The sequence below is a fragment of the Roseibium sp. genome (genome assembly GCF_965232425.1).
In the GTDB taxonomy this organism is placed as follows: Bacteria; Pseudomonadota; Alphaproteobacteria; order Rhizobiales; family Stappiaceae; genus Roseibium.
Window position 1 is genome coordinate 2,138,275 of the sequence record NZ_OZ246971.1, and the last position, 24,226, is coordinate 2,162,500.

The following is a 24,226-nucleotide window of genomic DNA, read 5'->3' on the forward strand; positions in this document are numbered from 1 at the left end:
GCGCCTTAGACCGTGTGGACGGCTTCAAAGAATGTTGAAACGGTCCCTAATGGTCCTGTCCTGCTCGGGAGACAGATAGGCCGGGTGGTGGCTCGCCAGGATCTCGCCCGCACGGAGCCGGGCGCGCGTCCAGGCATCCTGCGCTCCGTTCTGCGCCCAGGTCCTCGGCTCGTCCCGGTCGGCCAGCGACGGGTAGAAATAATCGCGCTCCATGGCCTGGTAGGTGTTCTGGCCACCCAGAAAGTGGCCTTCTCCCAGAACCGCTTCGCAGATTGCGTCGAAGGCCAGCGTGTCCGGCGTTACCTCGATACCCCTGAGCGCACGATAGGTCATGGAGTGCATCTCGTCATCGAGCACGAACGCCTCGAAACTGGCGCCCAACAGCGATGCGGTCATGCCGGAACTTTCATAGATCAGATTGCCGCCGGCCAGCGCGGCGGCAAGCGAGGTTATGCCCTTCTCAACCCCGGCCTGCGCATCGATCGCCTTGGCGTCGGTCATCGACGAGGCGACGCCGGAGGGAAGACCGAGCCAGTTGGTCAACTGGGCGGACGCCGCATTCAGGACGGCGGTCTCGCCACCCCCGCCCGAAAAGGCGCCGGTTCTCAGATCGATGACGAGCGGCCAGTTGGAGAAGATCATCGGAAAGCCCGGCCGGATCGCGTGCACCATCACCAGACTGGCAAGCGTTTCGGCAAGTGACTGCGCCAGAAATCCCGCCAGCGTTGCCGGTGCTGTCGCGCCGGCCTGGGCGGCGGTTATGCAGGACATCGGGATGTTGTGCCGGATGCACTCGTAGACGACACCGACCGCATCTTCGCCGTAGCGCAGCGGTGAAATGACCGGACTGATATGAGCCTTCAGGAACGGCCGCCTGGCGAACTCCCCTTCGCCGCCGGCCGCGATGTCGAGCATGCCGACGATCGGTGTGACATGCTCGGGCAGCGTGAACGAGGTCGCGACGGGCTTGGTGGTGTTCCTCAGCAGCGCGTAGACCGTGTTCACGTCCAGATCGTAGGTGTCGGGCACGTCGGTTGCCACGCAGCAGCGGGTGAACCAGCTGACATTCTGCAAAACGTCCTGAAGCCGGGTGAAATTGTGCAGGTCTTCCAGCGTAGACGGGCGGTAGAGGCCGCTTTCCATATCAAGCGTCTGAACCGCCGCGCCGCCCGTGCCGAAATAGACATTGCTGCCGCCGACCACGATGGATTTCGCAGGATCACGGCCATGGAATGTGAAGGTCTTGGCAGCGGACGCGATGGCGGTCACGACCAGCTCAACCGGGAAGGTGACCCGGTCATTTCCGACATCTTCTGCGCCTGCCGCCAGAAGGTCCCCCTTGAGACGCTCGGGTACCTCACCTATGCCGAGACGGCTCAGCAGGTCCAGCGCGGTCCGGAAGATCTGCTGCAGTTCCTCGTCCAGAAGCGGCTTGTACCTCCCCCCCGCCTGCCCCGGCGGGCACGGATCGACCTGCGGCTTGGCGGCCCGCATCGCCAGGCGTTCCTTCCGGCCTCCCCGTTTCGCGCGGCCACCGCTCATTCGACACTCTCCCAAATCAGTTCAAGCGCCACTGAATGGGATGCCTGGATTTCGCGCAACAGAAATAGAGTTATTTCACTTTTTTGAGCGCTAAACTTCGATTTTTTCGAATTAATGGAATACCGTATTGTGACGTGACCCGGTCTTGGGCTCTATGCGTCTTCCTTGAAGGCCCGGAGTGACGTTTCATGAAATCCCGCACCAAAGTCGTCGTCATCGGTGGTGGCATTGCCGGTTGTTCGACCCTCTATCACCTGACCCGCGAAGGCTGGAGCGACGTCGTCCTGGTCGAACGAAACGAACTCACCAGCGGTACGACATGGCACTCCGCCGCGCAGGTGACGAATTTCGGCATGAACCAGACGATGGTCGGCCTGAAGACACACTCCATCCGGCTCTACAAGGAACTGGCCGAGAACCCGGACTACCCGATCAACTACCATCATGGCGACGGCGGGATCCGTATGGCCAACACCGAGGCGCAGATGCAGGGTTACCGGCACTTTGCCTCCATGGCCCGCGGGATGGACGTGCATTTCGAAGTAATCGACGCGGACGAATGTGCACGCCGGCATCCGCTGGTGTCGACGGACAATCTTCTGGGTGGTTTGTGGGATCCGCTCGATGGCGACATCGACCCGGCGCAGCTGTGCCAGGCGCTTGCCTTCCACGCCCGGAAAGCCGGTGCGGAGGTTTACCGGAACACGCCCGTCACGGCGCTGACGCAGCACCGGGACGATACCTGGACGGTGCACACGGAACACGGCGACATCGATTGCGACATCGTGGTCAATGCCTGCGGCTACCGGGTCAACGAAGTGGCGGCAATGATGAATGTTCACCATCCGGTGGCGTCCATGGAGCACCAGTATTTCCTGACGGAAGACATTCCGGAGATCGTCCAGGCCGGGCACCGCATGCCGCTGATCCGTTGTCCGATCAGCGACTATTACTGCAGGCAGGAAAAGAACGGCCTGCTCATCGGCTTCTACGAGCAGGGCTGCAAGACCTGGGGAATGGACGGGATCGATCCGAATTTCGTCAACGCGCTTTGCCCGGATGACCTTGACCGCATTACCGATGTGCTGGAAGGCGCTTTTGCCCGCATGCCGGCATTGATGGAGGCCGGGATCCGGTCGGTGATCAACGGTCCCATCACCTATACGATTGACGGCGCGCCGCTGGTCGGCCCCATCCCCGGCAAGCGCAACGCATTCTGTATCATCGGCCTGCGCGCCGGTCTCGGCGAAGGCGGCGGACACGGCTGGCTGCTCGCCCAGCAGATCGTTCATGGCGAGGCGTGTTACGACACATGGTGCCTGGATCCGCGCCGGTTCACCGGTCATGCCAATGTGGAACTGACATCGCTCAAGGCAATCGAAGATTACCAGAACGAATTCCGCTTCCACTTTCCACACGAACACCGCCCGGCGGGCCGGCCGGCCAAGACGACACCGCTCACACCGGTGCTCGCAGCCGAGGGAGCGGAATTCACGGTGGTCAACGGCTGGGAACGCGTCGACTACATCAAGCCGAGCGCCGATTTCCACCCGTCCCTGAGCTTTGATTTCGACGAGGCCTTCGATCTGGTCAAACGGGAAGTGGAAAATGTCCGCGACAATGTCGGCCTGTGCGAGGTCAACGGTTTCAATCGCTTCGAAATCACCGGTGCGGACCGGCATGCCTTTCTCGACCGGCTCACCTGCGGCACGGTTCCGAAGCGCGATGGGCGGGTCGGGCTCGGATACCTGCTCAATCATCAAGGCCGGATCAAATCCGAAGCGACCTTCGCAAATCTGCCCGCCAGCGACCGAGGCCCGGTAAGGGTCTGGTACGGGTCGGCCGCTGCGAGTGAATTTCATGACATGGACTGGCTGACCGCGCAGCTGCGTGACGGCGAGGATGTTGCGATCCGGAGCCTCACGAACGACCAGACGATCCTGGTTCTCGCCGGGCCGAATGCACGCAAGGTCCTGTCGGCCTGTGCGCGCGGCGACTGGTCGAAAGACGCGTTTCCCTGGCTCAGTGTCCGGGAATGTTTCATCGGCTTTGCGCCGGCAACCGTGATGTCCGTGAGCTTCTCCGGAGAACTGGCCTATGAAATCCACGTGCCGAACGCGTCCCTTTATGCGGCCTATCTCGCGATCCGGGAGGCCGGAAAGCCTTTCAACCTGTCGCTCTTCGGAGCACGCGCGGTTGAATCGATGCGCATGGAAAAAGGGTTCTTCCATTGGAAGGCGGACCTTTTGACGGAATTCGATCCTTTCGAGACCGGTCTCGACCGGTTCGTCAAACTGTCGAAGGGCGACTTCGTCGGGAAAGCGGCGCTGGAGGCTCTTGTGGCCAGGGGTCCGGCAAAGAAGATGGTTACGCTCCAGGTGGCGACAAGCCGCGCACCGGCACCGGGCGGTGCCTCGCTGATGCGGGACAACAAGGTGGTCGGCACGGTCACGTCCGGCGACTGGGGACACCGCGTCGGCATGAACCTGGCCTACGCGTTTGTCGATCCGGGCCTGTCGGAGGCGGGAACCCGGATGCAGCTCGATCTGTGCGGCGATCTGACAGATGTCACCGTCATCGCGGCCAGCCCCTATGATCCGGCTTTTGCGCGGCTGCGAAGCTGACGTCTGTCAGGTCTTCAGACCGAAGACCTCCGTTGCGGGCCTGCCGCTCCTGAGGCCCTTGATCCAGTCGCTTTCGAGCGCCAGCTTGGCGCGGGCATCGTCTAGCCGCGCACGCGCCAGTTCTGGTGACAGGGCAATCAGGCCATCGCGATCGCCCATGACGAGGTTGCCCGGGCTGATCATGCAGCCGCCGAAACTGATGGGCCCGTTGATTTCACCCTTCCCGGCCCCGACCGGACCGCGCGGCGTGATGCTGCGCGAAAAGACGGGAAAATCCGGCCAGTTGCCCAGAACATCGATATCGCGAACCGCGCCGTCGACAACGACACCGGCGCATCCCTTTTCCCTGAGGTGCCCGCCGAGAATCTCGCCGATCATGGCGTTGTCCGCCTGACCGCCGGCGGCAATGACGACCACGTCGCCAGCGCGCACATGATCGAGCGCATGGATGACGGCTCCAAAATCCGGCGGCGAGACTTCGACCGTCAGGGCCGGCCCCAGAAGACGCAGAGGGGCGCCGCCGAAAGTTTGCGGGCGTATCGCCGGGTCGATCTGCTGTTCGGGCAAAAGGTCAACGGCAATGCTGACGGCGATCTCCCGCCAGGCGTCGATTTCCTCCGTGGTCAGAGTTGACGCTGCCGTGTTGATCTTGACGCCCATACCGGTTTCCCTTTCGTCGCGCACGCGTGCGGCCATTCCCTGTCCTCGGATCGATCAATCGGTCAGCTTCGAGATCGCGCCTTCATTCCAGACGACACCAATGCCCGGTTCGCTCGACGGAACCGTATGGCCGTCTTTCACGGCTGGTGTGCTGGTGAGAAGGGTCCCTGCAACGTCGAACCACTCCAGGATCATGGCGGTCGGCGTTGCGCTCAGTAGATGGGCAGAGATCTCCAGGAACAGATGGCTCGCAACGGGTACGGATCTTTCCTGCGCAAGACCGGCCGCCGCCTGCCAGCCGGTGACGCCGCCGATTTTCATGACATCCGGCATGGCGAGATCCGACGCGCCCGCGGCAACAGATTTGCGCATGTCCGCAACGCCCCACCAGTTCTCGCCGGTCTGAACGGGTGTCCGGATGGTGGCGCGCACGGCGGCATGCCCGTCGTGGTCGGTCGCATGGACGGGCTCCTCGATCCAGGCAAGCCCCTCGTCGTCAAGCACCTTCATGCGGCGCACCGCTTCGCCCGGGCTGAACGCCTGATTGAAATCCGCCGCAACCCAGGTGTCCGCCCCTGCCACCTTCCGGATCGCACGGATCACGGCAACATCGACACCGACATCGGAATGACCCGCCTTGACCTTGAAGGCACGGAAGCCGCGCTCCAGCGAGGCTTCAACCTCGCGCGCGGTCTCGTCCGGCGGCATTTGACCAAGACTGTCATAGACACGCACGGGCTCCGAATTGCCGCCGATCAGCAATGACAGCGGCTTGCCGGCACGTTTCGCCGCCGCATCCCACAGAGCCATGTCGATCCCGGCGATCGCCATGGCAACCAGGCCCTGATTGCCGAGCAGGCGGAACCTGGCATCCAGCAGGGCATTTATCTCTGCCGGGCCACCGGCCTCACCCGACAAGCCGTCGATGATGTTCCGGGTCAGAACCGAAAGCGGCTCCAGCGCCAAGGGCGTATAGGCGAAGATGTAGGCGGAGCCGGTGACGCCGTCATCCGCCGTGATGTCGATCAGCACAAGGGGCGCGGCCTCAAGGGTTCCGGACGCGGTCTTGTGCGGTATTGCAAGGGGCGCCAGCACGGGCCTGACACGGCAACCGGAAATGGCAGGGTGCGATTCACTCATGCAGCTATCCTATGGCCGGATGTGTCAGCGGTAAATGTGCTTCAGGTCTTCAGCGGGCCAGTTCGCCTTTTCCGCCGCCCCTTCGTAAAGGCTTTCAAGGAAAGCCGAGATCGCTTCTGCCGGGTTTGCCGCCGTGCGGGCATCTTCGTATTTGAGGATGGCCAGCGCACCGCCGTTCTTTTCGGCCCAGAAGGCACTTGGGGGTTGCAGCGGCGCTTCGTTCATCGCCTCCGGCTCCGGATAGGCGTAGCCGTAGAATGCGGGTTCAGGGAAACTGTCGTCGCCCGGCCAGAAACCGATCGAAATGACCTCGTGCGAATAGGCTTCCCTGTCGGACTGGGTGCCGCCTTCAAGCGGGTGGGCACGCCCTGAAAAGCGTGTGACGACCAGATCGAAGGAATGCCAGTAGAGCTGAACCGGGGTCTGCTTGCCGACGAAGCGGGACCGATAGTCCTCAAACACGCTCGAGATCGCGCACAGCGCTTTCCAGAAAGCGGATACCGCCGCCGCGTCGTAGGCACGCGGCGCTTGGTCTTCCCTGAACGGGGTCTTCGACTTGTTGTCATAGGGAACAGCCACGATCGCAACGGAAATGCCGAGATCGCTCAGGCGGGAAAACAGGGTTTCGTAGAATTGCGAAACGTTGAGTCCGGGAACGGAAAAGGAGGACTGCCGTCCGTCATTGCGGCTGACGATGACCTCGTGGTCGAACATGTCGTAGAGGATGTCAAAACCGCTGTCCTCATACGGAATGTGTCCCGTCGTCAGGCCGCGCACATGCGGATAGAGCGTCACATGCCACCAGTGGTTCAGCTTGGGGTGGGCTTTCAGCCTGATCTTGCCGATGATCTGCAGGAAAAGATGGAGCGTGTCCTTGGTATCGGACCAGTCGGCATAGGGAAGCGGTGGAAGCGTGATCATCGGGTGGCTCTCTTGTCACTCGGGACGTGAAGGACATCATGTCTGCCATGCACATCTAGGGTCAGGGCGCCTTTCGGCGAGCCCGGAACCCTGCCAACAGTTTCGCCGTATCCGGTTTGGACCGGTGCCGGCGATCCGTCGGGATTTCGCTCACGATCTGAACGTCGATCTCCCCGAGCTTGGCAACGCGCGCTTGCCACTCTTCCCGGTGCCGCACATCCCCGGCCAGGAACAGGACCGGCGTTCCGGTCGGATCGACGGCAAACGCTGCCCCGGAAACACCCGGCCAGAGACGCGCCGCGGTTTCGATCGCGAAGGCGGAATGGTCTGCGTTCAAGGCGCTGTGCCGTCCAAGCAACCAGAGGCGGCCGCGCTCGTCCAGGCGGCCGGCATCGCCCGTGCGGTGCCAGACCGTGCCGCCCTCGATCAATTTGGTTTCCCGGTCACGGCTTGGGTCGAGATAGCCGCGATTGACATGCGGACCGGCAACCAGGATCTCGTCGTCGACGAATTTCAGCGACACCTCGTCGACAGGTGTTCCGACCGGCAACCCCTTTCCGGACGCCGCGGCGTCCCAGTCGGCATCGCTCAATTCTTCCAGATGAATGTGGGAAACGGGTTCCGCCTCCGTCGATCCGTAGACCACCGTCAGGCCCTTGCCGGGATTGACGTCGAGAAACCGGCGGGCGATGTCCGGATAGAGCGGCCCGCCCCCGGTCATGACCCTTTTGACGGTCTTCGGCAGCCGGGTCCGGAGCAGGCGCTCGACGACGACAGGCGGAACCAGGAGCCGTGTCGCCCCGGTTTCTTCGGCCAACCGGGAGACAGCGTCCGGAGGCGTTCTGTCGTGACGGCGCAGGTTCCAGTTGGGCATCACCGCCGTCCCGCCATGCCCGATACAAGTCAGGACAAAAGCCGGAAAGGCGACAATGTCGATCTCGACGCCTTCACCAGGGGCTATGACGGGTCCCAGCGCCACGTGCTGGGCACGCATGAGGCCGTGGGAGCGCTCGATGGCCTTGGGCAGGCCCGTGCTGCCGCTGGTGAAGGAAATCAGAGCAGGCTCCGGCGGCGCAAGCGCTTCGCAATGATCCAGGGAACCGGCCTCCTCCGCTTCGGGGGACAGTCGCAGAGGTATGCGCCTGGTCTCCGGCAGAAGGCGCGCGAGCAGGCCGACTTTCCAGTTTGCAAGGAGGGCCACCGGTCGCACAGCGCTTGCCGCGTGGCGGAACCCGGCGAGACCCACTGCCGGTTCCGGAAAGACCGCAACCGCGCCGAGCCGCCAGAGCGCGGCGAGGCCTGCATAAAGGCCAATGCCAGGGAAGGTTCCGACAAGAACCCTGTCTCCCTTGCCGATACCCTTTGCGGCAAAGGCCGCCGCAAGACGCGCGGACTTCCTTTCAAGGTCGGCGTAGCTGATCGCGGTACCCGACCTGTCGATGATCGCGGTGCGCTCCGGACGGCGCTCCGCTTCACGCAGAAAGTCGTTGATGAGATTCACAGCTGACGGCCCATCAGCGCATAGCGGCGGAAGACCGTTCCGCCGAATTTCCGGCTCTGCGCTTCCGACGCGATCCCCGAGCGCATCAATGCGTGGACAACTTCCCTGAAGCCGAGTTCCCCGGCCAGGGCATGAATGCGGTCCGCCATTGCCCGCCCGGCGCCCGGAACGGTTCCGACATAGGTCTTGAGCACGATGGCGCCCTGACGCATCGGATCGGGAAACGCGAGGGTCAGGCCGCGCAGGTTCCCGTCGTGGTCAAGCGCGCGCAGGATGAAACGCGGATCGGCGTGTGCCAGCAACGGTCCATAACGCTCCAGGAACATGGCCTGCGGAACGGGCGTGAAAAAGGGTGTCGCGCGGAAGCCTTCCATCACGAGCGCATGTGCACCGGAGAGCAATGCTTCGGGATCCTTGCCGTTCCAGCTTTCAACCGAAACGCCCCGGACCCTTTCGGCAAAACCGCGCGATCCGGGCGCTGACGTCGCCGAAACATGCAGTTCCGCGATCTCGAAACCCGCGCGTTCGTAGGCGGCGAGATCGTGCGGGCCGCCGGCAGGTTCCATCAGGAATGCCGGGCTCCCGTCCGACCATGTCTGAAGCCGGTAGGTCCCCCATGTCGAGCCGTCCATGGGGCCGACCACCGCTTCGAATCCTTCACCGCGCAGCGTCTCACAGGCCTCGTCCAGAAACGCGGCACCGCTGCCGGCATCGGCAAACGCACCCGTTCCGACCGCCGCGGTGCGCAATCCCTTCCAGGCGGGAACGTCCCGGTGGAGTTTCGGCGGCTTTGTCATGACAGGACCTCGTAGACATAAACAGGAAGAAGCATCACGAGCGCAGTGATGGCCAGCCGCAGACCCGGGTTCCGATTGCCCCAGGATCTCGGCCGCAAAACTTCGCTCAACAACGTGACGATCGTGACGATCCCGGCCACCAGCAACAAGGGGATGTCCGGGTTCCAGCCGATGAAATCGACGATGTGAGGCAGCAGGATCCAATAGACGCAAAGAAATGCGGCGGCTGCGGCCGCTCCCGCCGGAAACCGCAACCCGGTCCTGCGCAGGGCAAATGCAACATAGCCCGACCCGACCGCAACAAAAGTCGCCGAGTAATAGGCGACCGCATTGTCTCCGAAGACATTGCCCGTCAGAAGCCAGATGACCCCGGTCAGAACCAGCGTCGCCACGAAGTCCAGGACCGGCTCCGTGTCCTCGACCGCGGATCTTGCCATCATCGCCGCGAAAAAGGCCATGACCGGCAGGACGGAGTTGATCGGAGAAGCCGCGATCGTCGACAGGATCAGCGCGACCAGCGCGGTTCTGGCCGCGTGCGCCGTCATGCCGAGGCGCGGTGCAAAGAGCTGCGCTACCACGAGCGATGACAGCCAGACGAACGTGATGAGTGCCAAGATGACCGGGGAAGAGTCCGACCAGGTTCTCAGGAGGACAAAGATCCCGACCGGCACGAACAGATTGTCCAGTCCGCGCCAGCTGTCGGCCTCGACATAGGTGGCGAACAGCGCCACGAGGGTCGCGAGCCAGATGACGTTGGCCCGCGGGATCTCGGTGCCGAGTTGCAGGATGACGACGGCAACGATCCAGGTCACGACCAGAAACGTGACGCTGCCCTCGACGCTCTTGATCCTGTCGTCACCGCCGAACCTGAGCTGACCGTATTTGGTGCCGACCAGGGCGGCAGCGGCATCCGAGAGTGTGAGCACGGCAATCGGCAACGTGTAGAGCGCGGGGTGTCCGGCCGACAGCACGAAGAGCAGCGTCACGGCGACCAGGAACAGGAAATCTCCCCATGACCGGCGCTGCACGGAGTGGAGCGATGCGCCGATGCCATCCGTCGCGATCCCGGGTAAGCGCAGCACCAGCAACGCGGCGGCGGCCAGTCCCGCGAAAACAAGGAACCCCTCCCGGTTGAGCAAAAGCGGCAGAAGCATCGCGTGAACGCCGACGCCGACATGAACGGCCTTGCGCTGACTTTCCGCACCGATGACGAACCGGCCAGCAATCCGCCGGATGCCCGTGGCCAGCGCGAAGAGCGCAACGACGGACGCAACCGCGATCAGCACCTGCGCCGTCAAGGCGTCTTCTCCTCGACAATCAGGTCGGCATAGAAAAAGGCCTTGTCGATCTGCTTGAGCTCCGCTTCCAGATCGGAAAGTCTTGCGATGCTGCCGGCCAGTGACGACGGCGCGGTGCGCGGCGCCATCATGTTCCAGTAGACAAACCGTGCGCCGGGAGCCGCCTGCGCGAACAGCTCGGCATAAATCTGCGCTGTCTCGTCCACGGACATGTATTCAAAGATGTCCGAAAGATTGAAGCCGTCGAACGGTCCGTCTGCGGCGCGCTGAACGGGTCCTTTCACGACCGATATCCGGTCGACGCGATCCACGATCGCCCGATAGGTCTCTTCCCGCCAGGCCGTCGGCAGGACAGCGGCGCTGCGGCCGGTCAGGACCGTGCGCATATAGGGGTTTTCGCTCGGGTCCTGGTCGACCGCTGCGAAACGGACCTTGTTCCGGACATGCGCCCCTGCACTGCCTTCCACATGATCGAAGAAAGCCGGATCCCGGCCGAGCCACCCCATGACGGTCCTGGAAAAGAACAGGCTGGTGCACAGGTTCCAGCGGCGGTTGTTCCAGCGCTCCTCGAAAAACCGGACCCGTGCGGCCCTGTCGCGTTTTTCGAAGACGTTCTCGACAGTCGCCCTTGTGTGGATCAGCGGCAGGACATAGCGGCGGAAGAGACGGAAATAGTTCTCGAACTTGCCGACGTTGCCGGCACCGAATTCGGCGACCTGCGGTTCCAGCGCCTGCCAAAATGCCCTGGTATCCGGATCACAGGCAACAAGGACCTCGTTGAGCAACGCAGCCCTGCGGGAAGACGGACGCGCGCCGAACAGCTCAAGGAACGCATCGTGCGGGAGAACGCGGACGGCCGCCATACGCAGGCGCAGGCAGGCGATCTGGGCGTCGGACAGATCCGCGGCAACGACTTCCCGCGGATCGAGAAGCAGAAGCGCCAGCACATTGTCGCCCGCGGCGCAAATCGACAGGAAGCGCTGCCCCGGCCGCTTGTGGAAGGCTCCCAGCAGAACGTCGGCGTCTTCCCAGGCCTGGGCATACCGGACCGCCTCGAAACTGGCGCGCTGATCAATCGATGCGGTCATGAGATCTTTGTCACCCAGCCTGCGGAGCCGTCCACTTCCAGCTGATCTCCGGTGTTTATCCAGTCGCAGGCCCCCGGAACCGCGACCACGCAGGGAATGCCGAGTTCGCGCGAAACAATCGCGGAATGGGACAACACGCTGCCGCGCTCTCCGATCACGGCAGCCGCATTGGCGAAGTGGGAAATCCAGCCCGGGTCCGTATGGCGGGCAACGAGAATTTCACCGGGCTGAACCTGCTCTTCCGCCGGATCATGGATCACCCGCGCCGTTCCCCGGACGAGGCCGCCGCCGCACGCCGTGCCCTTGCGCTGCCGGTCATCCTCCGAAACTCCGGCTTCGCCGGGTCCGGCCGCCAGCGCCAGCCTGCCCGCAGTGTCGAGCACCGATCCGCGGATCAGAATACGCTCTGGCGGGTCCGGCAGGCGCGCCGCATTTTCCTGCTCCTTGCGCCTCAATGCGACGAGATCCGCGATCGCCGCGTCCAAGGCAGACCCCTCGCCGGCGGCGAGCAGTTCATCCAGCGTCAGGAAAAAGACATCCTCCGGCTGCTCGAGATGCCCCGTTGCCGTGAGACACGCCCCCATGGCGAGGAAGACACGGCGCGCGTAACCGAAAATCCGCGTCCTTTCAAAACGCAGGTTCTCGCGATCCCTGACCCGCGTCTTGGCGTAGCCGAGCGCCCATCGTGCCAGAAGGCGTCTCGCCGGACGGCCCTTGAACAGGCGCGCAAGCTCCGCATCCGGTTCCGTCCGTTCCGGTTCGGCCCCGGACCGGGACGCGGCTGCCGTTACGGCGCGGAACAGGGGCAAAGGCGCTTCATCGAGCGTCGGCTCCTCCAGTTTCAGCTCGCCGATGCGCCGGTCACCGAATTTTTCCAGATAGGCCTTCAGAAGTGGTCCGATCTCGGGAAGTGCGAAGATCGCGTCCGCGTCACCAGATGCCAGGATGCCGGCGGCACCGGGCGTTGCCCGAACGCGCTCGCCCATCTGCCGGATGAGGCGGGCCGGTTCGGCGGACACGATATCCCCCTGGCCGATCATCACATCGTTATGCAGCGCAAGACCCGGCTCTCCCGCCCACCGGAGCAGGAGCGCACGGGATCCGCCGAAAGCCATCATGCAGAGGAAATCGTTTACGATGGGCGCATCCCAGTCGTCCAGGAGAGCCGCTTCGACCCGCCGGTATTCCACGGCGAGCGCAGAGAGCGGCAGCCGCGCGAGCGACGTCCACTCGTTTCGCGGCGGCACGGTTGCGGCGACCCTGTTCATGAAGCGCGATTTCGTCGCTTTCAGGCGAAGGGCGGCAAGCACAAGCCTTGCGACCATCCTTCCCCCCGAAACAAATCCCGTTGCAGGCGAAATCCCGGCCATGACTTCGTCCGGCAACGGCTCGGAGACCCCCATCATGGTCTCCATGTGTTCCCGGTTGCTGGAAAAGAACGGCAGGAGCGACAACAGGCGGTACCAGTTGCCCAGATTGTAGTACATGCGCCCGTCGATGCGGGCGAGCATGTTGTCGAGTTCCGGAGAATGCGTCTTGATCACGCCGGGCCGTGTTCCGATCAGCTGCAGGAAGGATCTGTACACCCGTGCATAGGCCGCGACCGCGAAGCTGTAGGTCAGCGGCGATACCATCCCCGGATAGCTCTCGACGATATTGGAATTGTCGAAGACAAGCAGGCGCTCTTCTGCCACACCGGCCGGCAGGAGGCGCGTCGTGATCGGCCGCGCCTGCAAGAGATACGGCTCCTGCGTTTCCTTCGCGAAAGCCCATTCAATGTCCTGCGGCGCCCCTTTCAACTTGCTTACCGACAGGCACAGCCGGGCGATCTCGCGCGCCTCGTCTTCCGACAGCGCGCTTTTCTCACCAGGCCGCTCAAGGGGTTCCAGCCGCGGACAGGAAAACCGCCAGATTTCGCCGCTGACTTCACCCGAAACCAGCGCATCGCCGAGGCCTTCGGTGGCCGTTACAAGCACCTGGTCGCGCCGGCCGGTCACCGGATCGGCCGCGAATGCGACGCCGGCGGCCCTGGCATCCACCATCTCCTGCACGATCACCGACGGCATGTTCACATCGGCAATCCCGCGCGCTTCACGGTAAGCCGCCACGCCGTCGGCGAGCCCGGATGCGAACACCTCCTCAGCCGTTGCCGGGACCTCTCCTGCGGCGATATCGAGGCGCGACAGGAATTGTCCGGCATGGGATTCTGCAACACCGTCTTCGGCGGCGCCGGAGGAACGGACGGCAAACCGTACGCCCGCCAGCGCACTGCAGGCTTCATCGATCGCCGACCGACGGTCTTCCGCCAGACGGCCGTCCTGAAACACATCCGACGGGATCACGAAGAAGGGCGGCACTTTGAAGCCGGCTTCCACAAGCTCGGCGAGCGCCAGCGCCTTGCCGCCAATCGCCTGCGACGACTTTGTGCGGGCGTCTTTGTCATTGACGAGTGCGGTCACGATTGCCCCCCGAGAACCGGTGTGAACGCGGCGATCAGATAGCAGGCCAGCACCCAGATCCCGGAAAGGGTCTCCAGCCGTTTCTGCCGCCTGCCGTTAGGTGTCTTCCAGAAGTCGGCCAATACGAACAGGAAAGGCAGCAGAAACACCAGCCCGCAGACCGTCGTCAGCAACGGCCGATCAAGATAGTAGCCGCAAATGACGAGCGACAAAAAGGCGACGCCGGTCATCGCAGCCAGAGCCGCAAGAGACCGCGGAATGCCCCAGGACGAACTGTAGGTCTCCACCCCTTCGCGCTCCTGCTCCGGCGCCCAGATCTTGCGGCCGAACTCGACGACGCAGCCATTGCAGAAACTCATCAGCAGGAACGTCCAGATACCCTCCGGCACCGCGCCTGCAGGCACCCATTCACACCCGGTCAGAACAAGATCGATCAGCGGCATGATCGCCATGTGCGAAACCAGGTAGAGCGCCGGGCTTTTCTTCAGGAATTCCGGGACGAAGAACTCGAACCCCATCAGGGCCAGCCAGGCCCAGGCGACGAGCACCAGGATCAACACGCCCGGGGAAAGCGCATAGGCCGCGGCAGCCGCCGGTATCGCCGCCACTGCAGCGAGCCACAGGATCAGCCGCAGCGACACCAGTCCGCGCGGTATCGGCCGCTCCGGCCTGTAGCGCCGGTCGGTCTCCGCATCCTTGACCTCGTCCAGCGCCCGCATCTGCCAGAAGAACACCATGACGATCAGGAACGCGGCGAGGTAGGTCGCGACATCCGGCAGCGGCCGCCCGGCCAGCCTGGCGGACGCCGTAACCGATGCCGCGGAAAACGCACCGAGCAGCGGAACCGTCTGGAACAGGGGAAAGCGTTCTCCCTGATAGATCCACAAACGCGCAAGAAGGGACGCGTCCCGTTCCGGCGCGCCTGTCACGACTTGTCCCCGCGTGCCAGACGCTTGTGCGCGCTGCCGAACTGGCCGCCCGCCACGGCAGCGGTCAGCGACAGTTCTCCGCAAAGACACAGCGCGGCCGCAACTTCAGCCAGCGCGGGGGCATGGCCCGTGCCCCTGAGACCGAGAACATCGAGACCAGCCGATTGCGTGGGAAGTTTCGTTCCCCCGCCGACGGTTCCAAGGATCAGATTGGGCAAGGTCACGGTGACAAGAAGACCCGTGCTGCTGCGTTCCATGCGCGTGAAACCGACAGCGGATTCGGCAACGCAGGCAACGTCCTGACCGGTCGCGAGATAAAGCGCTGCCAGACCATTGGCAAAATGCGCCTGCGCCCCGACCTGGCCCGTCATGAGCGCCCCGAGATTTGCAACGCGGCCATATTCCAGGATCTGTTCGATCGGTGACCCGAGCGTTGCTTCCACGACCTCTTCCGGAATGTCGGCCTGTGCCGTCACGCGACGCCCGCGGCCAAGCATGACACCGAGAAAACTCGCTTTCTTGTCGCCGGAAAAATTCGCCTCCAGAAACCACGATCGTGGTGTGACCGGAGAAGACTGCAGCGCGAATTCACACAAGGCTTCCGTTGCGAAGGTCACCATGTTCTGGCCAGCGGCGTCACCCGTTTCGTAGCGGCACATCAGGAACACGAGCTCCCCATCGATCACGGGATCGATAGACAGAAGCCTGCCGTGCCGGGTCGTGCTTTCGGCAGCGGCAACAAGCTTTTCAGCCGACCCGATCGCCCATTCCACAAACAGGCCCGCCTCCGCAATCGAAGCAAACCGGAACGCCGGCGAGCGCAGGACACCTTCGCCAAGTGTTGCGACACTGACGCCGCCGGACTTGCCGACCGCTTTCGCACCGCGCGCATAGGAGGCCACAAGCGCGGCCTCCGTCGTCGCCAGCGGCACGAAAAAATCGTCCCTGGCGAAGACGCCGTTGACCCGAAGCGGCCCGACCACGCCGACGGGAACCTTCACGGTCCCGATCATGTTCTCGATATTGCCGACATAGTGACTGGCGTCAGCCAGCGTCTGCTCATCCGCCAGCACGGTTCTGGCGGTGTCCGGAACGCCGGACTTGATCAGGCGCGACCAGATCCGGGCGATCGCCGACCTGGACGGTTTCGGCATGGTCATCAGCGGCGGCGGCGCGTCTTCACGCGGTTTCAGGCGTGCGGCAATGTCAGCCGGGTTGGCGGTTGCCTTCAGCTTTTTCAGAAAGTGCTGGGTCTTGGGTGGTATCGGCATGTTCCGCGAGGCGTTTCCATCGGTTGGTCGGCGGCTGACCGACACCATAACGGGCATCGTCAAACGATTGCCACCCTAGGGTACGGTCTCATAAATGAAGTCAATTTGGTTTGGATCGTTTTGACCAACTGCGAGAAGCGAAAGCGCAGGAAATGTGGTTCATTTTCAAGTCTTTCGCGACGCAGCAGATGGCCAAAACGGCCAAATCCGAAGGACGGCAAAATGGCTTTACCTCGCAGCGTCACCGCGTTTGACCGGGCATAACGCCCGCTCTGCACACGCTTCCTCGCGAGATTTTGCAATTTCTGCCGCCAAATCGGCTTCATTTATGGGTCCGTACCCTAAGGCTTTTTTGTAAAAATTCCCCAAAGCAAAAGAACCCAGGGTCGCCAGGGCTTTCGGCGCCGGACCGAGGCGCCCCTGCATTCAAACACCGAGGTCGATTTCGGGCTGGAACGCGATCCGCGCCGGTGTTTCCGCCTGATTGCCCCCGGCCGAACCGAGCACGATCCGGGCTGCCGCCTGGCCGATTTCCCGGCGCGGGGTCCGGGAGGTCGCGACCTTGACCGGCAGGCTTTCCACGAATTCGAGCCCGTTGAAACCGGCGAGCATCAGCGCGTCCGGCACGGACAGACCGGCCGAGATGCAGTGAAACGCCCCGCCGGCGGCCAGGTCGTCGTTGGAAAAGTAGATGCAGTCGAGGCCGGGCCGGGTCTCAAGCAATTGCGCCGTGAGTTGCCGCCCCGCCTTCACATTCGAAAGGCCGCCGGCGATCCGGGTGATTTCAAAGGCGAGGCCCGCACGCGAAAGCGCCTCGCTGAACCCTTCAAAGCGTTTGCGGGCGCGAAAATCCACGTTGAGGCCGCAACCGGCATATCCAAATCGCTTTCGACCCAGGCCAAGCAGCGCTTCGGCCATCGCCACACCGGCGGCGTGCTGGGAGAAGCCGACGCAGGCATCCACCGGGGTGCCGTCCAGGTCCATGATCTGAACCACGGGTATGTTTGCCTTTTCCAGCATGCGCCGTGCGTCGTCCGATTGATCAAGTCCGGTGACAATCAGACCCGCCGGGCTCCAGGACAGCATGTTCCGGATGACCTCGTATTCTTTTTCCGGATCGTAGTCGGTGACCCCGAAAACCGGCTGCATGCCGCTTCCCTCGATGCCCTCGGCGATCCCGGCAAGCACCTCGGCGAAGACAATGTTCGCCATGCTGGGCACGACAACACCGATCAGGCTGGACCGTTGCCCCGAGAGCGACGAGGCCAGGTGGTTCCCGACATACCCCATCTCCCGCGCCGCCTGCCGGACCTTCTCGACATTTTTTCCGGACACGTCGCCTGCACCGCGCAGCGCGCGGGATGCCGTCATCTTGCTGACGCCCGCCGCCGTGGCGACTTCTGCCAGCGTAATGCGGTTCTTTTCGTCCAAACGCCTGTTCTCCCCGATGGGTTCTGCCCCTGACGGATCTATCGCCTCAACGCTTCCAGGACAATCGGCAGGCGACGAGACCATCGTCAATTGACAACTGGTATCGGTACCGGTATCGATACCAGTCAAACAACAGATTGTAAATGCTCTCACTGAATGAGGTTCACGAAATGACAGGTCCGTTCCGAACTGCCGTCATCGGCCTTGGGTCCATGGGCTACGGAATTGCGCAGTCGTGCCTGCGGGACGGTCTGGTCACGCATGGATTTGACGTTGTTCCCTCGCAGGTCGAGAGATTTCAGTGCGAGGGTGGCGCTGCAGGTTCGCTTCACGAGATCGCCAGGGTTCTGGATGCCGCCGTCATCGTTGTCCTGAACGCCGAACAGACGGAAGAGGTCCTGTTCGGCGACAAGGGTATCGTGCCGGAAATGCGCAAGGGATCTGTCGTGATGGCCTGTGCCACGGTGCCCCCGCAATTCGCCCGGGACATGGAAGCCAGGTGTAACGCCGCAGGAATCCACTATCTCGACGCACCGATTTCCGGAGGCTCGGCCAGGGCGGCCACGGGCCAGCTGTCGGTCATGGCCTCCGGATCGGCCGATGCCTTTACCGCTGCCCGCCCGGTTCTGGACGCCGCCGCCGAAACCGTGTTCGAGCTGGGTGACGCTGCCGGAGCCGGTTCGGCGATGAAGGCCGTCAACCAGCTGCTCGCCGGGGTCCACATCGCAACGATGGCCGAAGCCCTGACATTCGGCATGACCCAGGGCGTCGCGCCCGAGAAATTCGTCGAGGTCATCAGCCAGTGTGCGGGCACGAGCTGGATGCTGGAAAACCGGGCACCCCACATCGTGGCAGGCGACTACACGCCGCTCAGCCAGGTGAATATCTGGCCGAAGGATCTGGGCATCGTGCTGGATATCGCGAAGTCGGCCAGTTTCAGCGCACCGATCACGGCAGCCGCGCTCCAGCAGTATCTCGCAGCCGCGGGAATGGGGCTGGGCCGCGAAGACGATGCGGCAGTGGCGAAGGTCTATGCCCGCAATGCAGGGCTCACACTGCCAGGAGACGCATGATGCTGCTCGGATGTATTGGCGACGACTTCACCGGCTCCAGCGACCTGGCCAACACATTGGCCAAGGGAGGCATGCGAACAGTACAGTACACCGGTGTACCAGATGGACCCGCCGGCGATGACGTTCAGGCCGGAGTGGTCGCGCTGAAGTCCCGCTCCATCGATCCCGGCAAGGCCGTCGAACAGTCCCTGGCGGCGCTGGAATGGCTGAAGCGCCAGGGCTGCACGCAGTTCTTCTTCAAGTATTGCTCAACGTTCGACTCCACCGCCGATGGCAATATCGGCCCGGTTGCGGATGCGCTGGCTGACGCGCTTGATGCCGCAAAGGTTATCGTTTGTCCGGCGTTCCCGGGGACCGGCCGGTCCGTCTACCAGGGGCATCTGTTCGTGAAAGACCAGCTGCTCAGCGAATCCGGCATGCAGAACCATCCGCTGACCCCGATGACCGACCCCGATATCCGCCGCTGGCTTGCGCCGCAGACACGGCATTCGGTCGGGCATGTTGCTGCCGCACAGGTTTTCGCAGGCGCCGCGGAGATCAGAAAGGCCCTGGACGACCAGCAGCATGCGGGGCACCGGCATATCGTCGTCGATGCGATCCGCGATGAGGATCTGATCGAGATCGGCAGGGCGGCAAGGGACCTGCCGCTGATCACCGGCGGGTCCGGCATCGCGCTCGGGCTTCCAGGCAATTTCGGCTGCACGGCCTCCCGGCCCCCATGGGCGGGCCAGGCGGGAAAATCGGTTGTTCTGTCCGGATCCTGCTCCGTCGCGACACGGGCACAGGTGGATTACCACGCCGCCCGGCATCCCGCCCGGGAAATAAACGCCGCAGATGTCATAAATGGCCGCCTTGCCCCCCGGGACATCGCCGACTGGCTCCTTGGCGCGCACGGGCTGCCTCTCGCCTACAGCTCCGCCGATCCGGAAAAGGTTGCCCGGATTCAGGAGGCGCACGGCCGTGCGGCTTCGTCCGAAGCCCTGGAGGCTTTCTTCGCCGAGGTCGCCAGGCTGGCCGCAGAGGGCGGAGCGCGCCGCATCATCACCGCAGGTGGCGAAACATCCGGCGCCGTCGTCGAGGGACTTGGCCTGGACAGTCTTGAAATCGGGCCGGAGATCGATCCCGGAGTCCCCGCACTGAGAGCGGGCGACGACCTGGTGATCGCCCTGAAATCCGGAAATTTCGGGTCCGAGGACTTTTTCGAGAAGGCCGACAGGCTGCTCACAGGTGACGCATGAGCGAGAGCACCCTTCGCGAACAGATGTGCCTCCTGGCAAAATCGCTCTTCGACCGGGGCCTCACGCATGGCAGCACCGGCAACATCTCCGCCCGGACCGAGGACGGCGGACTGCTGGTGTCCCCGACCGGCACGAGCTTCGGACGGCTCGATCCGGGCCGCCTCAGCCGCTTCAATGCCGAAGGTGTCCTGATCTCGGGCGACCCGCCGACCAAGGAAATGCCGCTTCACACGGCCTTCTACGAGACGCGCGGCAGCGCCGGTGCGGTCGTCCACCTTCACGCCTGCCACTCGGTGGCCTGGTCGATGATGCCGGACGTGAACGAGGACGATTTCCTGCCGCCGCTGACACCGTATGCGGTCATGCAACTCGGCAAGGTCAAACTCCTGCCCTTCTTCCTGCCGGGCGACCCGGCAATGGGCGAGGCGGTGCGCGGACTGGCCGGCAAGCGCAGCGCCGTGATGCTGGCGAACCACGGTCCGGTGGTCGCCGGGAAAGACGTGGCAGCCGCCTGCAACGCGATCGAGGAACTTGAGGAAACCGCCCGGCTGGCCATGATGCTGCGCGGTGTCAATGCGCGGTCACTGACCGGTGACCAGGTCCGGCAAATTGTCACGAAATTCAATGTGGAGTGGAACGGATGATCCGGTTTTCCGCCAATCTCGGCTTCCTTTTCAGCGACAGACCGCTGCCAGAGGCGATCCGCGCAGCGAAGACAGCAGGATTTCACGCGGTCGAGTGTCACTGGCCCTATGACACGCCGTCATCCGAGGTACGCCAGGCCCTTGCTGAAACCGGCCTGGAGATGCTTGGGCTGAACACGCGGCGCGGCGACGTGGCGCGCGGAGACAACGGCTTGTCGGCGATCCCCGGCAGACAGAGCGAAGCCCGCGCCGCAATCGACGAGGCGATCGACTATGCGGTGGACATCGGCGCGCGCGGCATCCATGTCATGGCGGGGTTCGATCAGAGCATCGCGGGCGGACACTGCTTCATTGACAACCTGGACTATGCCTGCAGCCGGGGTGCCGGGCATGGCCTGACAATGCTGATCGAGCCGCTCAATGAGCACGACGCTCCCGGATATTATCTGCGCACAACGCAACAGGCGGCGGACATCATCGACGATGTCGGCGCAGATAATCTGAAACTGATGTTCGACTGCTACCACGTCGGCCGGACGGAAGGCGACGTGATCACCCGGCTGAGAAACCTGTTGCCGATCATCGGACACATCCAGTTCGCTTCCGTTCCGGACCGTGGCGCGCCGGATCATGGGGAAATCGACTATCAGACGGTGTTTTCGGAAATTGAAGCCCTGGAATGGACGAAGCCTCTGGGGGCCGAGTACCGGCCAACGGGAAAGACCGAAGACACCCTCGGATGGCTGACATAGACCGGTTCTGCGCGCGCCGCTCTTGGGTTTTGCACCGGGTGGTCTACGGGCCCATGGTTGCGCTTGTTGTTTCGGGTGTCTCAAACGTAAAAAGCCGCCCGATTTGGGCGGCTGTTTACATTGGTTTCTGGTTTTGTTGGCAGGATTTGGAGTTTTTTGCCCTTCTGCGTCGGACTTTGTCCTCCTTGAGGGGGCCCCGTCAGGTCAAAATCGACGACCCCAAACCAACAAAAAAGCCGCCCTGTTGGGCGGCTGTTTTGTTGGTTGCGGGAGCAGGATTTGAACCTGCGACCTTCAGGTTATGAGCCTGACGAGCTACCGGGCTGCTCCATCCCGCGTTGTTTTTTGGTGCACGGGAACCTGGGTTTCCGGCGCGGGCTTGTGCTTGCCCGGTGATTTTAGTTTTGCGCGTCCTTGATCCTGGCGGATCTGCGGGCGTCGCGGGGCTGCTCCTGGTGCCGGCACCTTCGCGTTTTTTTGTTGGGTGCTGGTTTGGGCGTTGCCCGAAGGGTTTCATCGTTGAGTTTCAAACTGCGTTTAGCAGGCCTGGCGGCGACCTACTCTCCCACACCTTAAGATGCAGTACCATTGGCGCTGGGGAGTTTCACGGCCGAGTTCGGGATGGGATCGGGTGGGGGCTCCCCGCTGAGGCCACCAGGCCGGCGAAGCGCAGTTTGTCGTGAACTGGTCTATTTCAGATAAGCATTGATTAATGAGAGCGATCAAGCCGAACGAGCTATTAGTAAAGCTAAGCTTCATGTGTTGCCACACTTCCACACGCTTCCTATCGACGTGGTGGTCTTCCACGGCTCTTCAGGGAGAACTGGTTTTGAGGTGGGTTTCCCGCTTAGATGCTTTCAGCGGTTATCCCTTCCGTACATAGCTACCCTGCAATGCGGCTGGCGCCACAACAGGTCCACCAGAGGTACGTCCATCCCGGTCCTCTCGTACTAGGGACAGATCCTCTCAATTCTCCTACACCCACGGCAGATAGGGACCGAACTGTCTCGCGACGTTCTGAACCCAACTCACGTACCACTTTAATTGGCGAACAGCCAAACCCTTGGGACCTGCTCCAGCCCCAGGATGTGATGAGTCGACATCGAGGTGCCAAACAATGCCGTCGATATGGACTCTTGGGCATCATCAGCCTGTTATCCCCGGCGTACCTTTTATCCGTTGAGCGATGGCCCTTCCACGAGGGACCACCGGATCACTATGGCCGACTTTCGTCTCTGCTCGACTTGTCAGTCTCGCAGTCAGGCAGGCTTATGCCATTGCACTCAACGAGCGATTTCCGACCGCTCTGAGCCCACCTTCGCGCGCCTCCGTTACCATTTGGGAGGCGACCGCCCCAGTCAAACTACCCGCCACACACGGTCCCGGATATTGTTGTACCGCGGTTAGATATCCATGACGACAAGGGTGGTATTTCAAGGGTGACTCCACCTCAGCTGGCGCCAAGGCTTCAACGTCTACCACCTATCCTACACATGTCGTGACGAATACCAGTGTGAAGCTGTAGTAAAGGTGCACGGGGTCTTTCCGTCTGACCGCAGGAACCCCGCATCTTCACGGGGAATTCAATTTCACTGAGTCTATGCTGGAGACAGCGGGGAAGTCGTTACGCCATTCGTGCAGGTCGGAACTTACCCGACAAGGAATTTCGCTACCTTAGGACCGTTATAGTTACGGCCGCCGTTTACTGGGGCTTCAATTCGGTGCTTGCACACCTCCTCTTAACCTTCCAGCACCGGGCAGGCGTCAGACCCTATACGTCGCCTTGCGGCTTCGCAGAGCCCTGTGTTTTTGATAAACAGTCGCCACCCCCTGGTCTGTGCCACCCCAATCCGGTTGCCCGAACTGAGGTCTCCCTTCTCGCGAACTTACGGGAGCATTTTGCCGAGTTCCTTCAGCATAGTTCTCTCAAGCGCCTTGGTATGCTCTACCAGTCCACCTGTGTCGGTTTCGGGTACGGTTTATAAGGTGGAGCTATTTCCTGGAACACATTCGCTGCACCCCCAATCCAATAAGGAGATACAACACACTGCATCCGTCACTACCACCAAGCTGCAGAATATTAACTGCATTCCCATCGACTACGCCTTTCGGCCTCGCCTTAGGGGCCGGCTAACCCTGCGCCGATTAGCGTTGCGCAGGAACCCTTGGACTTTCGGCGAGCGGGTCTCTCACCCGCTTTATCGTTACTCATGTCAGCATTCGCACTTCTGATATCTCCAGGACCCCTCACAGGTATCCCTTCGCAGACTTACAGAACGCTCCGCTACCGCGCATCAAAGATGCACCCGCAGTTTCGGTGTATGGCTTGAGCCCCGGTACATTTTCGGCGCGGGACCCCTTATTTAGACCAGTGAGCTGTTACGCTTTCTTTAAATGATGGCTGCTTCTAAGCCAACATCCTGGTTGTTTTGGGAGTCCTACATCCTTTCCCACTTAGCCATAACTTAGGGACCTTAACTGGCGGTCAGGGTTGTTTCCCTCTCCACAATGGACGTTAGCACCCACTGTGTGTCTGCCGGATAGTACTTCTCGGTATTCGGAGTTTGGTTAGGATCAGTAAGGCGGTAAGCCCCCATAGCCCATCCAGTGCTCTACCCCCGAGAGTATTCATCCGACGCTCTACCTAAATAGATTTCGCGGAGAACCAGCTATTTCCGAGTTTGATTGGCCTTTCACCCCTAGCCACAGCTCATCCCCGACTTTTTCAACAGGCGTGGGTTCGGTCCTCCAGTGCGTGTTACCGCACCTTCAACCTGGCCATGGCTAGATCACTCGGTTTCGGGTCTAATCCAACGAACTGAACGCCCTGTTCAGACTCGCTTTCGCTGCGCCTACAC

The 24,226-nt window shown here is 62.4% G+C and carries 18 protein-coding genes, 1 tRNA gene and 2 rRNA genes (1 of these 21 cut by a window edge); 5 read left to right on the plus strand and 16 right to left on the minus strand.

The window, feature by feature from the left end; all coding sequences use genetic code 11:
- Positions 1–24 precede the first annotated feature (24 nt).
- Positions 25–1,542, minus strand: a complete 1,518-nt coding sequence (locus ACO08A_RS09665; protein ID WP_422040889.1) for a trimethylamine methyltransferase family protein — start codon at positions 1,540–1,542, stop codon at positions 25–27.
- Between the two features lie 188 nt (positions 1,543–1,730).
- Between ACO08A_RS09665 and ACO08A_RS09670 the strand changes: the two genes are divergently transcribed.
- A complete protein-coding gene (locus tag ACO08A_RS09670) occupies positions 1,731–4,166 on the plus strand; it encodes a GcvT family protein (protein ID WP_422040890.1) in 2,436 nt (811 codons plus the stop codon).
- Between the two features lie 6 nt (positions 4,167–4,172).
- Here the strand turns inward: ACO08A_RS09670 and ACO08A_RS09675 are convergent, their stop codons facing one another.
- From ACO08A_RS09675 to ACO08A_RS09730, 12 genes are all read right to left on the minus strand, one after another.
- Positions 4,173–4,862, minus strand: coding sequence for an RraA family protein (locus ACO08A_RS09675; protein WP_422040891.1), 690 nt, complete (start codon positions 4,860–4,862; stop codon positions 4,173–4,175).
- An 18-nt stretch (positions 4,863–4,880) separates the two neighbouring features.
- On the minus strand, positions 4,881–5,966 hold the full coding sequence (locus tag ACO08A_RS09680; RefSeq protein ID WP_422040892.1) for an enolase C-terminal domain-like protein: 1,086 nt from the start codon (positions 5,964–5,966) through the stop codon (positions 4,881–4,883).
- Between the two features lie 24 nt (positions 5,967–5,990).
- The gene (locus tag ACO08A_RS09685; RefSeq protein ID WP_422040893.1) at positions 5,991–6,887 is read right to left on the minus strand and encodes a DUF5996 family protein; all 897 of its coding nucleotides are present in this window, start codon (positions 6,885–6,887) and stop codon (positions 5,991–5,993) included.
- Positions 6,888–6,948: 61 nt separating this feature from the next.
- Entirely contained in the window at positions 6,949–8,388 is a 1,440-nt protein-coding gene (locus ACO08A_RS09690; protein WP_422040894.1) for an AMP-binding protein, read from the minus strand.
- A complete protein-coding gene (locus ACO08A_RS09695) occupies positions 8,385–9,185 on the minus strand; it encodes a hypothetical protein (RefSeq protein ID WP_422040895.1) in 801 nt (266 codons plus the stop codon). Before ACO08A_RS09695 ends, ACO08A_RS09690 begins: the two co-directional genes overlap by 4 nt.
- Positions 9,182–10,483, minus strand: a complete 1,302-nt coding sequence (locus ACO08A_RS09700; RefSeq protein ID WP_422040896.1) for a hypothetical protein — start codon at positions 10,481–10,483, stop codon at positions 9,182–9,184. Before ACO08A_RS09700 ends, ACO08A_RS09695 begins: the two co-directional genes overlap by 4 nt.
- Positions 10,480–11,571 (minus strand): DUF3419 family protein, encoded by a 1,092-nt coding sequence (locus ACO08A_RS09705; RefSeq protein WP_422040897.1) that lies wholly within the window; start codon positions 11,569–11,571, stop codon positions 10,480–10,482. The genes ACO08A_RS09700 and ACO08A_RS09705 overlap by 4 nt, the downstream gene beginning before the upstream one ends.
- On the minus strand, positions 11,568–14,030 hold the full coding sequence (locus ACO08A_RS09710; protein ID WP_422040898.1) for a PEP/pyruvate-binding domain-containing protein: 2,463 nt from the start codon (positions 14,028–14,030) through the stop codon (positions 11,568–11,570). Before ACO08A_RS09710 ends, ACO08A_RS09705 begins: the two co-directional genes overlap by 4 nt.
- A complete protein-coding gene (locus ACO08A_RS09715) occupies positions 14,027–14,959 on the minus strand; it encodes a UbiA family prenyltransferase (RefSeq protein ID WP_422040899.1) in 933 nt (310 codons plus the stop codon). Before ACO08A_RS09715 ends, ACO08A_RS09710 begins: the two co-directional genes overlap by 4 nt.
- Positions 14,956–16,230, minus strand: coding sequence for a hydroxymethylglutaryl-CoA reductase (locus ACO08A_RS09720; RefSeq protein WP_422040900.1), 1,275 nt, complete (start codon positions 16,228–16,230; stop codon positions 14,956–14,958). Before ACO08A_RS09720 ends, ACO08A_RS09715 begins: the two co-directional genes overlap by 4 nt.
- Before the next feature lie 59 nt (positions 16,231–16,289).
- On the minus strand, positions 16,290–16,556 hold the full coding sequence (locus tag ACO08A_RS09725) for a hypothetical protein (RefSeq protein ID WP_422040901.1): 267 nt from the start codon (positions 16,554–16,556) through the stop codon (positions 16,290–16,292).
- Between the two features lie 100 nt (positions 16,557–16,656).
- On the minus strand, positions 16,657–17,661 hold the full coding sequence (locus ACO08A_RS09730) for a LacI family DNA-binding transcriptional regulator (protein WP_422040902.1): 1,005 nt from the start codon (positions 17,659–17,661) through the stop codon (positions 16,657–16,659).
- Positions 17,662–17,804: 143 nt separating this feature from the next.
- Here ACO08A_RS09730 and ltnD point away from each other — a divergent pair, with 143 nt between their 5' ends.
- From ltnD to ACO08A_RS09750, 4 genes are read left to right on the plus strand one after another with little or no spacing between them, the layout of a single operon-like run.
- Complete coding sequence (gene ltnD / locus ACO08A_RS09735; protein ID WP_422040903.1) at positions 17,805–18,734, plus strand: L-threonate dehydrogenase; 930 nt, start codon at positions 17,805–17,807, stop codon at positions 18,732–18,734.
- Positions 18,734–19,972: a 3-oxo-tetronate kinase gene (otnK, locus tag ACO08A_RS09740; protein ID WP_422040904.1), complete on the plus strand. Its 1,239-nt coding sequence runs from the start codon at positions 18,734–18,736 to the stop codon at positions 19,970–19,972. Before ltnD ends, otnK begins: the two co-directional genes overlap by 1 nt.
- On the plus strand, positions 19,969–20,616 hold the full coding sequence (locus ACO08A_RS09745) for an aldolase (protein ID WP_422040905.1): 648 nt from the start codon (positions 19,969–19,971) through the stop codon (positions 20,614–20,616). Before otnK ends, ACO08A_RS09745 begins: the two co-directional genes overlap by 4 nt.
- Positions 20,613–21,368: a hydroxypyruvate isomerase family protein gene (locus tag ACO08A_RS09750; RefSeq protein WP_422040906.1), complete on the plus strand. Its 756-nt coding sequence runs from the start codon at positions 20,613–20,615 to the stop codon at positions 21,366–21,368. The genes ACO08A_RS09745 and ACO08A_RS09750 overlap by 4 nt, the downstream gene beginning before the upstream one ends.
- Before the next feature lie 261 nt (positions 21,369–21,629).
- Here ACO08A_RS09750 and ACO08A_RS09755 read toward each other — a convergent pair.
- The 3 genes from ACO08A_RS09755 to ACO08A_RS09765 all read right to left on the minus strand — a co-directional run.
- Positions 21,630–21,706 (minus strand) — tRNA-Met (locus tag ACO08A_RS09755).
- Positions 21,707–21,912: 206 nt separating this feature from the next.
- Positions 21,913–22,027: ribosomal RNA gene (gene rrf, locus ACO08A_RS09760) — 5S ribosomal RNA — on the minus strand.
- A gap of 59 nt (positions 22,028–22,086) precedes the next feature.
- Positions 22,087–24,226, minus strand: a 23S ribosomal RNA gene (locus ACO08A_RS09765) (it continues 582 nt past the right edge of the window).